10 protein-coding genes and 1 other RNA gene are annotated in these 17,305 nt (G+C 34.2%); 1 reads left to right on the top strand and 10 read right to left on the bottom strand.

All coding sequences use genetic code 11. The features are described 5' to 3' along the window. Positions 1–89: 89 nt before the first annotated feature. Both HNQ90_RS07965 and ffs read right to left on the bottom strand, forming a co-directional pair. Positions 90–893, bottom strand: coding sequence for an SDR family oxidoreductase (locus HNQ90_RS07965; RefSeq protein WP_144116050.1), 804 nt, complete (start codon positions 891–893; stop codon positions 90–92). Between the two features lie 126 nt (positions 894–1,019). Further along, positions 1,020–1,118, bottom strand: an RNA gene (ffs, locus tag HNQ90_RS07960) — signal recognition particle sRNA small type. Positions 1,119–1,206: 88 nt separating this feature from the next. Here ffs and HNQ90_RS07955 point away from each other — a divergent pair. Continuing rightward, a complete protein-coding gene (locus HNQ90_RS07955; RefSeq protein ID WP_144116051.1) occupies positions 1,207–2,241 on the top strand; it encodes a glutaminyl-peptide cyclotransferase in 1,035 nt (344 codons plus the stop codon). Positions 2,242–2,310: 69 nt separating this feature from the next. Here HNQ90_RS07955 and HNQ90_RS07950 read toward each other — a convergent pair whose 3' ends face one another. The 8 genes from HNQ90_RS07950 to HNQ90_RS07915 form a co-directional block, all read right to left on the bottom strand. Beyond that, a complete protein-coding gene (locus tag HNQ90_RS07950) occupies positions 2,311–2,676 on the bottom strand; it encodes a thioredoxin family protein (protein WP_260847847.1) in 366 nt (121 codons plus the stop codon). Between the two features lie 66 nt (positions 2,677–2,742). Beyond that, a complete protein-coding gene (locus tag HNQ90_RS07945) occupies positions 2,743–3,297 on the bottom strand; it encodes a hypothetical protein (RefSeq protein WP_144116053.1) in 555 nt (184 codons plus the stop codon). Between the two features lie 49 nt (positions 3,298–3,346). Further along, positions 3,347–4,348, bottom strand: a complete 1,002-nt coding sequence (locus HNQ90_RS07940) for a TlpA family protein disulfide reductase (protein ID WP_144116054.1) — start codon at positions 4,346–4,348, stop codon at positions 3,347–3,349. Positions 4,349–4,377: 29 nt separating this feature from the next. Continuing rightward, positions 4,378–4,824, bottom strand: coding sequence for a protein-disulfide reductase DsbD domain-containing protein (locus HNQ90_RS07935; protein ID WP_144116055.1), 447 nt, complete (start codon positions 4,822–4,824; stop codon positions 4,378–4,380). A 158-nt stretch (positions 4,825–4,982) separates the two neighbouring features. Further along, positions 4,983–7,220, bottom strand: a complete 2,238-nt coding sequence (locus HNQ90_RS07930) for a TonB-dependent receptor (protein ID WP_144116056.1) — start codon at positions 7,218–7,220, stop codon at positions 4,983–4,985. A 119-nt stretch (positions 7,221–7,339) separates the two neighbouring features. Continuing rightward, positions 7,340–7,831 (bottom strand): hypothetical protein, encoded by a 492-nt coding sequence (locus HNQ90_RS07925; RefSeq protein ID WP_144116057.1) that lies wholly within the window; start codon positions 7,829–7,831, stop codon positions 7,340–7,342. 173 nt (positions 7,832–8,004) lie between these two features. Then, positions 8,005–8,988 (bottom strand): PorP/SprF family type IX secretion system membrane protein, encoded by a 984-nt coding sequence (locus HNQ90_RS07920; RefSeq protein WP_144116058.1) that lies wholly within the window; start codon positions 8,986–8,988, stop codon positions 8,005–8,007. 3 nt (positions 8,989–8,991) lie between these two features. Then, positions 8,992–17,238: a T9SS type B sorting domain-containing protein gene (locus HNQ90_RS07915; RefSeq protein WP_241678342.1), complete on the bottom strand. Its 8,247-nt coding sequence runs from the start codon at positions 17,236–17,238 to the stop codon at positions 8,992–8,994. Positions 17,239–17,305 lie beyond the last annotated feature (67 nt).

Below are 17,305 nucleotides of genomic sequence, written 5' to 3'. Positions count from 1 at the left end.
AGTCTATTTAACAAAAATATAGAAACACAAAAAAGGATGCCGCTACTATCAGGGCTAAATCATCTGCCAACTTAAGGTTTTGCTTAAAGTTACAGTTTATAATGGTTCATTAACATTTTCTCGTAAACGGTGTCTGGTAAAATACGTTTTAAGACAATAGAAAATTTCTGCAAAAACTCCCCTACTTTATAATGGACTTTCGGGTTGGGATTATTAATAATCTTATAAATCGCTTTTGCCATAATATCAGGATCGCTGCCATTATCAACATGTGTATTCATTAAGTTTAAAGTATCTCCATAAGGTTTTTTGTATGGCGACGTTTCAAGTAATGGCGCATGGTATCTTCCAGCGGCTATATTGGTAGCAAAATCACCTGGTGCTACATTGGTCATTTTTATATTAAAATCCTTTATTTCCATTCTAAAAGCCTCGGTTAAAAGCTCTAAAGCACCTTTACTAGCGCTATAAACACCACGATATGGTAAACCCATATAACCCGCAATTGAGGTAACATTAATAATTAACCCCGAGTTTTGCTTACGCATTTGCGGTAACACCGCTTTTATAACGCGTATTGGTCCGAAAAAATTAGTGTCAAAATTATTCTTTATTTCTTCATCGGGCGTTTCCTCAATAGGTCCCGTAATTCCGGCACCAGCATTATTAATAACAATGTCTAATTTGCCTTCCTTTTCAATAATAGTACGTACCGTTTCAGAAATGGTAAGATTCTCTTTAACATCAAGTGCAAGAATAGGAAATTTACTGTCCTTATACTTCTCTGGGCTTCTACTGGTGCCATACACTATAAAATCTTTACCAATTAAAAATTCACCTATAGATTTTCCAATACCAGAAGAACCACCTGTTATTAATACGACTTTAGACATAAAAAACGTTATTTAATGCTTTAAAAATACAATAATACTTATAAGGTTCAACCCTTGCAAGAATGTTTATAAAACTAAAAAATCCTGATTCGCCTAAGCTTTCAAGATTTGAGTTTATTGCATAAAAAAAGGCAAGCTACCTACATCACACCGCTACGACCATTTACCTTTGCTTCGTTCCCGACCTGGAGGATTCAACAGGAGCTGGTTGTGTAGGACTTGCCGGTTGCAAAGATACAAACTTTTAAAATTTTCACAATGATTTTTTAAACCGATTTTAAATAAATATCTTGCTATAAATTATATATCGAAAATGAAAACATTCAAATATCTCACTATCATATTTTTAGGAGGAATTTTAATTGGTTGCGGATCTAATTCTGGTCAGAAAAAAAGTGATTTTTCTATAAAAACTAATGCTGAAAAAGGGAATATAGCCAATAATAGCACCTTAAAATTGTCTCTTGAGAACAAAAAAGGGTTAACTATCGACTCGGTTGCCTATCATTTAGATGGTAAACGAATTAATGAAAATTCAGATTTAAAAGATTTTAAACTAGGAAAACACAGCATTGAAGCTACGGTTTATGTTGAAGGCGAAAAACAAACAACCACATCGGCAGTTACCATTTTAAATAGCGAATTACCAAAAGTGTATACATATAAAATAATTAATGAATATCCGCACGATATTACTTCTTACACCCAAGGTTTAGAGTTTTATAACGACACCCTTTATGAAAGCACAGGGCAGCACAAAGAATCGAAACTTAGAAAGCTAGACTATAAAACAGGAAACATTATTAAAAACATTGATTTAGCCGATGAGTATTTTGGTGAAGGCTTAACCATTTTAAACAATAAAGTATACCAATTAACATGGCAAAAAGGCACTGGCTTTGTTTACGATGTAAATACATTTGAAAAACTAAGTAGCTTTAAGTATGGTAATAGTAAAGAAGGTTGGGGTTTATGTAATTATAACAACACTATTTATAAAAGTGATGGTACCGAAAAAATATGGTTATTAAACTCTGAAACTTTAGCAGAGCAAGAATACATACAAGTGTATACTAACAAAGGTAAAATTGTTGGTATTAACGAAATGGAATGGATAGATGGTAAAATATATGCCAACCGTTACCAAAAAGATGGTGTAGCCATTATTAATCCGAAAAATGGTGCTGTAATTGGCGTAGTAGATTTTAAACCATTAAAAAAGTTAGTTACCCAACATGCCGGTTTAGATGTTTTAAACGGTATTGCTTATAACCCAAAAACAAAAACCATTTTTGTTACAGGAAAACGTTGGGATAAATTATTTGAGGTTGAGATTTTGGAGAAATAGAGAGTTAATGGACTTACTTTAAGAATATTTACTTGGATTTTTATTAGCTATATAGCTCCAAACACTTAATTATTCGTTTGTATTTAAAAAATTATTAAATAATTCTATTTCTGTGGTGTAGCCCATGTCCTTTACTTTGTTTCCATTTTTATCTATAATTACAAAGTAAGGTTGAGAATTACTCTTAAATTTTCTAGTCTGTAATTCAGAATGTTTTTGTCCTACATATTTCAATAATTTTCCATTCGTTTCAGATTTAATTCTTTCATTTTCAAATAAAGCTGTTCTATCATCAACATAAAGACTAACAAAGTAGAATTCATTTTTTAGTTTTTCTTTAATTCTATTCTCGGATAAAACGTTGTGTTCAATTTTTCTAGCATTTACGCAAGCATATCCAGTAAAATAGAGAAGTAATGGCTTTTTTAATTTTATGGATTTATTTAGAAGGTTATCATAATCTACATTGCCAGCATTTTTAAAAATGCCGTTATACTCTTTTTATTTTCGTTTTATTTCTGTCTTTTTTGGCTTTTTAGTTTCCTGAAAATCATCAAAAACCTGTATGTATGTTTTTTCCGTATTTGAATGTTCATTTAAATAATTATGAAATTCATCTATAATATTAGAAGGAACTTGAAGTTTTTGAAAAAGGACTTTGTCCTCTTCCCAATTTTCTAAATTTGCAGTTCTTTTAGACAACTCGTTTGAAACTAAAATCGAGGTTTTAGTTAATTCATATTCTTCTGTTTCTTTAAATTCTAATACTTTATCATAAAGTTTTTGAAACGTCAATCTAGAACCAGTCTCTTTATTTGATGCTAATTCAACTAAAAAAATTCCTAAAATTGGACCTTTTGAAAATATTTCAATATCTCCATCATCAAGACCACAATTTTTAAGTTGAGAAAAGTCTTCTATAATTTCTTTTAGATTATCTGTGTCATTTGAAATCAGAGTGATTTCTTTCGTTAAAACTTTATCACAATCTGATTTAGATTGGCAAAAGCCATTAAACCATAGTATTAAGAATATTGTTAGCACTGATTTTCTCATTTGTTTAGCAACACGTATATAATACAAATACTCTTTTTAGGTATTTGGTTTAAATCTCCAACCTATCAAAAATCTTAGTTAATTGTTTACTAGAAGGTCTAGGCGCATTATCGTTAACAACGATACCATTTGGGTCGATTAAAATAAACCTAGGAATCGTACTTACTTTAAAATCTCTAGCAAATTTTTGGTCGCCTTTAGCGTATAACTGTACACCTGTTAATTCTTTTTCTTTAACCATAGCTTTCCACTTATCGTAAGCATTAGGGCTATCTAAAGAAATACTAACAAAGGCTATATTTTTGCCATGATATGCTTTTTCTACACGTTTTAGCGCTGGTATTTCGGCCTTACATGGTCCGCACCAAGTCGCCCATAAATCGATATAAACATACTTTCCTTTTAAATCGTCTAAAGATGTGCTACCGCCAGCATAATTTTCGTAATCGTTAAATTTTGGTGCCGCCTTTCCATTAAATAATGATGGTTTGCTATTTTTACTATACTCTAGTTTTAGCTGTTCCTTTAACATACCAAAACTTATATTTTCATTTTTAACAAATGTAGCATCAACATTTGGCACTGCAGTTAAGAGGCTTTTAAATTCTTCAATACTTGAATTTAGCTTATTTTCAAATTCCGTTTTACTACTAGCCATTAATTCATCATAATCTAAAAGGCGTTCTTGTAACAATACTTTTTCGGCTAAATAATTATTTACATCTTCACCTATGCCCTCAAATTTAATAGTTTCATCAAATTTATTGGTATCCATCGTGAGCCTTAAATCATAACCATTTTCTAGATATACATTAGCTTGCTCCTGTCCATCAAACAATACATAATTTCCAGATGCTACTTTTAAAGTATCAGAAAACGTACCGTCTGGATTTACTTTTATCGATTTTATAATAGCGTTTTGAGCTACCACTAAAGAATCGGACGTTGGGTTTGTAATTTTACCAGAAAGCGTTACATAATCTTTCTTTACTTCTTTGTTACACGATACAAACGCTATAGCGACTAATAATATACAGGCAAGTTTTTTCATGGTTAGATATAAAATTGATGATATAAAATCTATTGAATGTTAAAAGTAAGGTTTTCCGGATCGGGCATAATACACTGTTTATCATCGCAAACCATATACTCTATTTCGGTTTCAATGTTAAAAGGTGGTTTCTTTTTTAGCTTAATACGTTGCTTAAATTCGGTTTTAGTTTCAAAATATTTAACCTTCATATTAAAAGTTGGATCATCAACAGTTACGCCTACATCTTCTTTAGTATTACCTTTTTTTAAATAATGACCATTACTTACAAAGCTAAAAATTGTTGGCATAGGTCCGCCTTCTGGAACGGTTTGCGAATATAAATGCCATTTGGTATCAATGTTAGCAATAGCGATTAACTCATATTCAGAATCCGATATCTTTTTTACATCGGTTGTCCATTTAACAGGTTCTAAAATTTGCGCAAATGAATTTACGGTAAACAACAGCACTATAACAACAACTAATTTTTTCATAACTATATTTTAAATAAACGCATTTTGAACCTGTTACAAAAATAACAAGAAAGTAAATGGTTTTAGGTGTATACGGGAACTAAAATCCTCACTAATTATTGCTGTAAACACAAAAAGCGCACCATAATAGTGCGCTTTCTAATAAAAATTATATTTTTTTAAAACTTAACCGAAATTTTGCCTCTTAGAAAAAATGGAGAACCTGGTGTAAAATGAATTTCTTCAACAGGATTAGGTTCGTTAAACAATCTACTTTCTGTAGCAAATTGTGTTTCGTTCCATTCGCTATCAAATAGATTTTCTACAATAATCCCAAACGTCCAGTTTTTAAGCGTGTAATTAAGGTTTAAATCGGTTATAAAATAGCCATCGGCAACTATAGAGTTATCTTCGTTAGCTGCCCTATCTCCTATCATTCTGTAACTAATTCCTCCAGAAAAATTATTCCAATCTTTAACATTTAATCCACCCGAAGATGTAAAATCTGGTGCTAAAGGAATGTAATCTTCTCCACTCGCCTCTTCGCTACTTCTTGCGTATGTATAATTAACATCGGTATTAAAAAACACATAATCATTTAGTTGATATTGTAGTCCAAAATCGACACCAAAACGCTTTGTTTTTCCGCTAGGTTCCACAATTCCGGCATCGCCAACATAAACAAATTCTTGTTGTAAAAATAAGCTCCATAGTGCCGCATTAATAACTAAGCGATCTGCAGGTTTAGAAATAATTCCTAAATCTGTACCAAATGCTGTTGGTAAAATTTCCTCACCATTATTAGCAGTTACAACTCTTGTATCATTGGAGTGATACCCTAATCCTGTTTTTGCAAACCACTGTAGTTTTGATGATGGCGCGTAAATAAAATTTAACTTTGGACTTAGTAACACTTTGTTTTCACTAGTGCTATCATAAGTTTCGGTTAATAAATTTTCGTAATCAAAATTAAAATAATCAAGACGTAAGCCAGGATTAATAGTCCATTTATTTTTCTTGTACGTTACATTAGCAAATGAAAATCCGTTTAACTCATCTACATTCCCAAAAGCCAAACGTTCTAATAATTCTTGTCGGTTTTTTGTTCTAGATAGTTGCACATCATTAACATCGTCATATCTAAAACCAACTCCTAATTCATACTTTAATTGCGCGTTGTGATCTTTTAAATGAAATGAGTGCTCGTAAGCTGTTTTTGCTCCAACGATGGCTCTGTCTTCATATTGACGAATTTGATCGCCGTTTACCTCATCTTCCAAAAAGAAAGTAAAGTTTGAAAACAACTCAAAATCGTATTTAGAAATATAAGCAGATGTTTTAATAGCCGAATGCTCATCCAATTGTTTTTTATGATTTAACCAAATATTTGTTCGGCTTGTGTTACCACCTTCGGTATCATCAATAGCTCCAAAACGTCCAATTTGACCACTTTCCACGGCACGAACAGGAATTTGCCCAGAGGCATCCCATTTACTTTGAAAATGAGACATAGATAAGGTTAATTCTTGATCTATATAATTATTAAAGTTATAACGCCCCATGATGTTAATACGATTAAAATTTTGAGGCGAATCGAATACACCATCAGAAAGCATTAACTCTGAAGCTAAATAAGCCGAACTATTTTCGGTATCTACCAACTTAAGCATACTTAAGGCTCTAACTGTATTAAACTGGCCCGCTTCTAGCGAAATAACGTTATTATCTATGGATTTTTTAGTATTAATATCTACATATCCTGCGGTATTAAAGTTTCCTTTATCTGCATAATAAGAACCTTTACCAAAATCTATATTATCGATAGTTTCTGGAATTATAAAGTGCATATCGGCATAACCTTGTCCATGTGCATGCGACACCATGTTTACCGGCATACCATCAACATCTATAGCGATATCTGTACCATGATCAATATCGAAACCTCTTAAAAATATTTGTTCGGCCTTACCACCTCCGGCATGCTGACCAATAATTAATCCTGGTATTTTTCTTAAAATTTCTTGAGATGTTTTTACAGGGTTTGTTTTTAAATCGACGTTTAAAAAAGTACTTAAAGTATTCACTTTTGATACTATTAAAACTTGATCTAAAGAGGCCTTAGAGATTAATAGAAACACATCGATATTACTATCTAAATGACTTTCATCTATTATTAGCTCTTGATTTTCAAAACCTAATTGATAGAAGTAAATAACATCGTTAACCGAAACATCATCAATTTCGAAATAGCCAGAAACATTTGTATACGTATAGTTACCTGTGGTTTTATTGTACACTCCAACACCTTGAAGCGGTTTATTACTTTCCTCTGAAATAACTGTTCCACTTAGCTCATGAGCATAACTTAGCCCAACGCTAAAAATGAATAACAGTCCTGTTATTATATTTTTTAACATTATTTAATGTATTACACTCCCTAGGACCATTAATTATGTATTAATTCCCTTAGAAGTTGATAAGTAAAATTTGATTGTTTTTTTAATTATAGTTTGCGTAGTAGTCTCATAAAAATGAATTACAAACTAATGTACCAAACGTATTGCGGTGGTTCTATTAAACCATTAATATAGCCTTTACGAACTTTTTGTTTATTGAAATTAAATGCAGACTGCCCTTTTAAAGACCAATCTAAATTTTGAATTTGATAATCTTTATTCGTCTCTAAATGTTTATCTAATTTGAAAGTTACTATTTCAGATTTTTTTGAATCGTTTTCTGAATTTGAACTTTCTAAAACGGAATCAATGACCTCTAAAATTTCATGACTATGCGTTTCTGTTACCGCATGTTCTGTCTGGATATGTTGATGCTCGTGATGATGATGCTCATGACTATCATGACCCGAAAAGATATTAGAAGCTTCAATACTATGAGACATGGCATGTAGAAATTGACTAACCACATAATGCGAAGGTCCAAATACATAACATAAACTCATAGCTATTCCGGCTATCTTTATAAAAAAAGAGTTTAATATGTTATGCGTAGTATTATCCATTTTAAACATAGGTTGTCATTTTTTCCACTGTATTTTCACTTGAAAACACTATAGATTTTTATGACTTTGTAATACTAACGAAAAAAAAAGAATGTCGGTTTTAAAAAACTCTAAAAAAAACTTAAAATTAAAAATAAATAACTGTTTAAAGTCTTAAAAACCTCAGCGTCTAAAAGGCTAAACTACTTTCTAATAGCGCTTTGTGTACATGGGCAATTACTAATATTTTGTAGAAAGTTTAGCCCAATAGTTACCACATGTGTCCCTGAATTATGAGCAGATAACTCGTTTGTTGTAACTTGGTAAGCATAACCAAAGTAAAATATAGATTTTTGGAAACCTACCATAGGTCCAATATTTAAAGGTTTTAAAAACTGATCGTTTAAGAATCGATAAGAAATTCCAGCCCAATAATAATCGTAGTTTCTGTTATATTTTCTAAATTTAAAATTTAAATCTGTACTAGAACGTCTATCGCTACTAAACATTTGGTAATAGATTGATGGCTCGTACTCCAAACCACTTTTTTTAGGGCCTTTAAATACATAACCAGAATACACTTGATAATTTAAAAGCAAGTTAGGTTCTGCAATCCTTATGTTTTCATCTATTTTTTTCTCTAAAATATTGTTTGCGTTAAAGCTTAAAAATGCGCCTTTATACCTCAGCAAAGCTCCAACATCAAAATTACTGTTAGATGTTCGTCTGTCGTCTGTAACAAAAGGATCTATAATAGGATTTTCGTAAGTAGTATTAAAATTATCAATATCAATACGGAAGTTATTGATGTTGTATGAAATACCAAAAGACAGGTATAACTCTTCATAATAATCCAATATTAAATGGTGTGCAAACGATATTTTACCTCCCGTTTGTATAGTATTTCCGTTTCTATCATTATAAAATGAAAATCCAAGACCAGAGCGATCTGCTATTCTAACATCGGCATAAACAGATTGGTTATCGGGTGCATTTTTTATGCCTACCCATTGTGTTAAACCGTTTGCCCTAATTTTTAAATTATCGCCAATACCAGCGTAGGTAGGCGAAACGACAAAATCATTATCGGCTAAATATTGTGTAAATACTGGCAAATTTAACTCTTGGCTATAACTGTTAGAGATAACCATGAGAAGCAGAATTATATATAATTTTCTTAGTTTCATAATTTATCTATACAGTGTAAAGTGTCCAACAAATTCGCGTTTATTTCTAGGTTCATTTAGCTTAACTAAATACCAGTAATCGCCGGAAGGTAATTCGATACCACCGTATTTACCATCCCACTTTTCGCCTACCCTTAAGGTTGCTATTTTTCGTCCATATCTATCAAAAATATCGAAGGTTAAATTTCTATATTGACTAGAACAACCAGGACCCCAAGTATCTAAATTACCATCGCCATTAGGTGTAAAGTAATTTGGAATACAAACATCTATAAATTCGAAAAATCGTGTAGCTGATACTTCACAACCATTAGCATCAATTACAGTAACCGTATAATCTCCTGACTCGTAAATTAAGAAGGTATTTTCAGAGCCATTCGATTGTCCGTTAAATATAAATTCATAAGGCGGTTCTCCTCCAGATGCTACCGCAACAATTTCGTTTAAACCGCCATCTTCAAGCACTAGAGCTAATGGCTGAAAGGTTTCAATTTCGAAAGGTATATTGTTATTTGTAATTTTAACACAACCATTAGGATGGCGTACAGCAATACTATGGTCTCCCGTACTTAAGTTTTCGAAAACACCAGTTCCCTTAGCAAAAGCACCACCATCTAAAGCATATTCTAATACCGAAGTATCTGCAATACTATCATCTACCGTTACAGTTACAGTATTGGTTACTGTATTTGTGCCCGTAGCATCATTAATACATCCGTACTCAATTTCGGCTTGCGGATCTAAATTAACAGGGTCTGCCAACGGAATTGAAAATGGACTATCGCCACCACAATTTCCACTATCTAAAATATACACCATTTTCTCACCGCCTTCCAAGTCTTCAAACGTATAAGAGTTTTCGCCAATTGGTAACGCTATATACGTAATATCGTCTAAACTTACGCTAAATGGAGGATCTCCACCTAAAATTTCAACAGTAAACGATGCAGTTTCATCATCAACACAAGGTGCTTCACTATCAATAGTATATCTAAATCCTAAAGGATCTGGTTGATCGATATCAAAATTATAAGTTACATAACAACCTTGTTCATCTTGTACCACGATATCATAATTTCCTGGTGTTAAATCTTCAACAGTTTCAACATTAAAAAACTGATCTAATTGTGGAGATATCGCGTATTTAATGGTTCCTGTACCGCCAGTGGTTGTAATTTCTAACATACCGTCATTCTCACCATTACAAGTCACGTCTATTGGATTAAACACAACCTCGAGTAATGTTCCTGCATTAGTTATTGGTGCATTTAATGATACTTCTAAACAATCACCACTTTCAACTTGAACGCGGTAATTTCCAACCGGAAGATTCGTAAATACTCCTGGGCTATCTTGTATCGCTCCAGTAATATCTGTTCCTGATGCATCTTGTAACGTGTAGATGTAGCTACCTAGGCCACCTTCCGCGGAAGCGATTAAAACACCATTATCATCTCCTGCACAATTAATTGTGGCGTTTGTAGTATCTAAATTAACTATTAGCGTTGGCAGTGGATCTATAGTAATCTCGTTCGATACATTTGCTGAACAATTATTAGCATCTCGCACGTAATACATAAAGGTTCCTGTTGAAACTGGAATAGTAATAGAACTTGCAAAAGTACCTAGAGTACTTGTAAACGATGCTGTATCGCTATACTCGTAACTACCTGTTCCGCCAGAAGCGCTAAGCGTTAAAGTGCTTTGTGTGGTACAGGTTTGAGATGTTGTTTTAACCAAACTCGCTTCTATTTCTGTAGGCTGTGTAATAACAACATTTGTAGATGTAAACTCGCAGTTATAGCCATCGGTTATAACCACATTATAAGTACCAACACTTAAATTATTAAATACTGGTGAGGTTTGAGGTCCTGAAGTACTTACCGTTGGCGTTAGTTTATTTAGTGTATACGTGTAATTACTACCTTGCCCACCAGTAACACCACTTACAGTAATAGTTGCATTGGCATCGCCATAACAAGCCAACATACTTGGAGTTGCTGTAATTGTAGCATCTATATCTGCTGGAAAATCTAAAATAATAACTTCTGAATCTATACATCCACCAGCATCTCTTACATTAACAGTATAAGATCCTGCAGATAAGTTAGAAAATGTACCGTTTGGAGAATAAGCAACCGATGCTGTTCCTGTTAACTCATATTCTAAGGTCCCCCAACCACCTGTTGCTGTTGCAGAAATGGTTCCTTGACCATCATCGCAAGTTACGTTAGATGTTTCTAGGGCTATTAAATTAAGCCCTTGAGTTGGCGATGAAATTATAACCGTACCATCTGCGGAACAAAAAGGACTCGCCGATTCTGTAATAACTACAGAATAGGTACCCGCTACTAGGCCATTAACCACTTCTGGATTGGTTGATGTATTAGCGCTAACTACTCCTAAAACTGAAGTAGATGAACTATCGAAAACCTCATAAGTATAAGCTCCAGAATACCCACTTACATTTAGTTCGAATGAACCAGAATTGCTTCCAAAACAGGTTACCGCTGTTGGTGTGTTTGTTATACTAGGTTGTGTAGCTTCTGGCATTACTATGGTGACATCTTCAACACATCCCGAAATATTATCGGTTACAGTTACAGTAAAGGTTCCTGAAGGCACTCCAGAAAACACATTACCTAATAATGAAATTGAAGATGGATTTGGTACAATAGCATAGGAATATGCCCCCGAACCTCCGGCATCGTTCATTATTATTTGTCCGTCGTCATTATTACAAGTTGAAAATACAGTAATATCTGGTAACACATTTAAAGGCGCTTGAATATCTACTGAAACCGTATTACCACAACCATTTGCATCTTGAACCTCAACAGTATGTGTTCCTGAAGGTAAATTTGAAATAGTAAAAGGAGCCGTTTTAGTTTGAAAAGCACCACCATTAACGCTATAACTATAAGGTGCAATACCTGACGTTGATAAATTCACATCGATTTCAAACTTACCATCGACTGCTGTACATTCGTTAGTTGCTAACGCTGTAATAATAGGTTCTGGGTCTGCATCTAGCACAATAACTGGTGTAGTTTGTATACAGTCATAAGCATCTATAGTATGAACGTAATAACTATTTGCATCGGCATTAAACGAACTTATAACGTCCCATAAAGGATCTGAAGCTGCAGGTGGTGTTGCCGATGTAGTTAATTGATACGCATAAGGTGGCGTTCCATTTGAAGCTATAGCACTAATAATTCCGGAATTAGGCGTACAATTAGCATTTTTATCTACTGAAGCTGTTAATGATAATGCTACTTCCGATTCCCTTATTTCAAAAATAGTAGAAGCCGATTCGCAACCATCAAAAGTACCAGTACCATTTTCTGTAAAACGGATATAATATTCACCTACCGATAAAGTTCCTGGTGATGGCGTTGTTATGGTTGTTGGACTACCAAAAGTTACACCTACGTTAATAGGACCTTCTATTAAAACATGAGTGTACGCCCTGTATATTTCGTAATCTACAGAAGTTGTTGTGCTGTCAAAATTATCGATAGTAAACGTTACACTACCATTATCTTCACCTTGACACCTTACGTTATTAGGCACTACAGTAGAGGTTAATGATGATGCTGGTGCAATAGCGGCATCTGCAGATTTCACATAATAGCAGTCGGTTACCAAATCGTGAACAACAAAAGTATATACAACACCTGGTGTTAAATTAGTAAAGGTTCTTTGGTTAGGAAAACCAACATCTGCTGGCAAATAACTTGATGTATATGGCGCCGAATTGAATTCTAAAATACCAAACTCGTAACTTCCACTTCCAACCGCCGAAATAGCTTCAACAACCGCAGTTCCTCCGGTTGTACAATCTGGAACAACGGTAGTTACATCAATTAACAAATCGGAAGGCGGCGAAGCCATAACAACCTGTCTTGTAAAGCTACAGCCATTAGCATCTATAGTATTTACTGTATATGTTCCGAAATTGATAATACTAAATGTGTGATTTTCGTTTGAAGTTGCAACATATGGGTTTCCAGGAATAGCATCGCCAAAATTATTGGTAATGTAATAGGTGAATGGTGCGGTACCTCCTGTAACGTTTTCTACGGTAATTGAACCTAAACTAGAACCTCCAGGATTATTACACGTTATATCAACCTTATCAATATCAAAATCTATAGCATCTGGTTCTAGTATTGGTAAGCTTTCGGTATCTATACAAGAGTTACCATCCGTTAAGGTTATGGTATAGACACCCGCTGGTAAACTTGTTGTTTGTGTACCGTAATCTGTTGCTCTAGTTTCGTTATACACGTTTATAGTAAAAGGTGCTGTACCAACCGAATTGTTTATAGTAATATCTATGGCAGCGTTGCTATCGTCATGACACAAAATAGGTTCAGTTTGTACCACTGAAATGATTTCTGGTAATGAAATGGCATTTATTGTTTCTACTGAAGACTCTGCCATACAGCCATTAGCATCTGTAATTTGAAATTGATACGTACCATCGGTAGGTAATGCATAAGTAAAAGTATTACCCGTAACTGGATTAGAGCCACTAAATGCGCCACCATTAAAAGAAACAGCATAAGTAAACGGCGCAACACCATCCGTAATTGTCCCTGCTATACTACCATCGGGAGATGCAGTACAATCTAAACCTTTTGTAATTACAGTTTCTATAAGTACAGGATCTAAGGGTGCAATACTATATGTTTCGCTGTAGGTACAACCATTAGCGTCTCTTACTTGAAAGGTGTAAGCTCCAGAAACTAAGCCATTAAAAACGTTTGAAGTTTGGTATGGCGTAGCCATTACCGTTGGTGCGATAATTTGATACTCTAAAGTTGGTGTTCCACCTGTTATTGAAGTAATGGTTACGTTTGATGTTAATGCTGGACAACTTATAGCTGTAGCACTAAAATCCATATCTGTAGGCGGATTTAAAGCTTGAATAGTAATTGGAGCTGCAATAAAAGCACAACCACTAGAATCTCTAATAGTTACTGTGTATGATCCTTCTGTTAAACCTGTAAACGTGGTGCCGTTTTGAAATGTTACACCATTTAGGCTATATGAATACGGCGCTGTTCCTCCTGAAACTCCTGAAACCGTAATTACGCCATCTGAAAAACAACTATATGGTGTGGTTAAATCAACTGTTCCTGTTACGGTAGCAAGTGTATCTATGGTAACACTCTCGGTATTAGTTATACAAACCTCTGAACCTATAGTATATTGAACTATAGCTTCGTAAGTACCTTCAGCTAAACCTGTAAATGTATTAGAGTTTGAGTATGTTAGGCCATTATCTATACTATATGCTAAGGTATTACCATTAGCATTGGTAACGTTAAAGGTTATACTACCTACATCTCCTGAATCTGAACATGCAATATCATTAGCATTAACTGTAAATTCTGGTGGAAGAATAGCCTCGACTGAAATAGATGTTTCTGCTATACAGTTATTAGAATCTACAACACGAATATTAAATACTCCCGAAGCTGTTACGGGTATTGTAGGCACGGTTTGAAAATCGGCCGCACCATTTACAAAATAAAAATATGGCGCTGTTCCTCCTGTTGGGTAAACGGTAATTTCGCCATCGGTACACGTTAACGGCGTTGTAAGTGCCGAAGTTGCTTCTAAAACATCGGGTTCAATAATTTCGATATCTTCCGTGTAAGTACAACCATCTTCAGTAGAGACTTCTACAGTATATACACCAGGATTTAAATTAGAAAACTCATAATTATTTGGTGTAATAGGCCCTACGCTATTTACTAAAGTTCCTCCACTTGAAATAGAAAAATAGTATTGCGGTCGCACATCGTTGGCTGCTAAGGAAATACTTCCTAAATCGCCATTACATAAGGGTTGGTTAATAACCGTTGATACTGTAAAATCTGTTTGGCGTATCTGTACATCCGGAACCGTAAATACACATGGATTTGGGTCTACTCCTATTTGTTTAATGTATACTGTATATATACCCGCTGTGTTTACTGAAAATGTATTACTCGATTGATAATTTATATTATCAATACTAAACTCGTAGCCACTAGGTACACTCCCAACAACAATTTGCCCTGGAGTTGTACAATAAATATCTCTAGATGTTACTGTAGGCTCTAGTAAATTACTATATACATTAAAATAAAACTGGTTAAAACACCCACCATCATAATTTAAGGTTAACCTAAATTGACCTGCAGTATCTGCTAAAAAATTAGGACCTGTTTCAACCTGATTCCATGTACAAGCTGCATCTTCGTTAGCGCAGTTTGGGTTAACTTCAGCAGTACAACTACTTTCATCTAATTGTTCCCAAATAATCGAAGTAGTATCTGTAATATTGGTTTCTATATATCTTGGACCATTTGCACCACACAAAAATATATTAGGTAATTCTTTTCCATCATTAGGACAAATAACAACTTCATCGGCAAAAGGAACCACAGGATTAGTAACTCCTGCTCCAAAAGTAATAACCTCAAATTCTTGTTCTGTAGATTGACAAGGCGCTACAGCCGTGTTGTTTACATAATAAGTACCTGTTTCGGTTACTGTAATAGATTGTGTAGTACCTATTACTGGTGTTCCTGACGGACTTGTAGACCATGAATATGAATCGTAACCACTACCCGATGTTAAAACCGTACTAGCACCACATAAAATAACTTCCTCTTCAAAAACGCAATCTATATCCGCTAAAAAATTAGTTGCTCCCGGAGTTAGTAAACACCCTGTGTTTGTATTAAAACTAGGATCGTCTGATATTGTAAAGGTTGGATTAAGCGTTCCGTTATACGTTGAAAATGCTTGATTACTAATAATATTTGAACACGCATCATTTAATAAACTACAAGTTGAAACCACTGTAACTTTAAATCGAATTTCTTGAATAGGATCATTTTCTTCCACCACAGAATTATCAACACTAAAAATTAATTCTCTAGTAGAAGCATCATAACTTTGCACAGACACACCTGTTGGTAGCAACCCAATATCACTAGGATAATTAAAAACCACATTTGTTGGAAGGATATCTCTAATTATAAGATTTGTTGCATTATCATTTCCTGTATTTTGAAAGCCTAAGACATAATTTAATTCATCCCCTAAATCTACAAGCATGCCTCCAATATCATTACCAGCAGCATCTTCAACAATTTTGGTTAAAACGATATTCGGTTCTATAATATCGACTGCTAAAGAGAAGAAATAAGGAAAAAAAGTATCTCCACTTGTTTCTAAGCGCACTGTTGCCGATGTCGCATTATTTGCTATAACTGAATTAGAAGGATTAGGAACTACTATAACTCCGGTATCAAATCCCAATGTATTAGTGCTATTAGGATTTCTATTCGTTACAGGTAAGGCGCTTAATTGAGTAACCGAACTATTAAAGAAGTTCGTTTGAGGACGATCGACGGTTGATAAATTCAAACCATTTAAAAGTAATTGATCGCCAAGTATAGGGCTATCTCCTTCTAACGTTGCAAAAGCAAAATTTGCTCTAACCGGTGCCGGTGCAGGAACGGTTCTAAAGCCAGTAACAGGAACATCTAGCGTTGCATTACCACCCGCTAAACTTATAGCGCTAAATCCATCAAAACTAGTAATAGATTTACCCGGTAATGTAGGATCTTCGTACACAATGTAAAGCGACCAACCGGCCGAGTTTCCTGTACCATTTCTTGGTGTAAAATTAGCTGTTTCTCCCTGTAAAGAAGATACATTTGCCATTGTGTAAGTACCTAAATCTGTAGCTAAAGAGGTTACAATAGAGGTTACATCGGCAAAACAAGCATATGGAAAACTATCTCCATTATCAACCGAAGTGCCATTGGCATTAAAGATAACTGTACCTGTAACATCATGGTAGCCTCCCGATGGACCTTTAAATTTAACGTCTGTTATAGATTCATTTCCGTTAGTAACGGCTCCCCAGTATAAACCTGCATGAATGATTCTATAACATCCCGGATTCGGAATTGTTAAATCTGCACTAGATGAACTAAATGTAGAAGGATCGCCATCTATATCGATATAAACCATGTTAACATCATGATTGTAAATACCTGTATTATTAAACGCATCATTACCTGGTCCTAAAATATTATTACCTATTAATTGGATATCTCCTTTTAAATCTTGATTAAACCTTGGCGAAAAAGGCACAAAGTTTTGGGCATACAACGGTATACTCGCAGCGAGTAAAACTAAAAAAAGTCCAATGTTTTTAATTGTAGTTTTTTCCATGTTGCCTATTTTATTTTCAACTTATTAGTTAAACTGTCCACATCCAACAAAAAGCACCATAATGTTA

Source organism: Algibacter amylolyticus (assembly GCF_014202225.1).
Taxonomy (GTDB): Bacteria; Bacteroidota; Bacteroidia; order Flavobacteriales; family Flavobacteriaceae; genus Algibacter_B; species Algibacter_B amylolyticus.
Note: the sequence above shows the minus strand (reverse complement) of the source record. Positions and strands in the feature narration are given on the sequence as shown.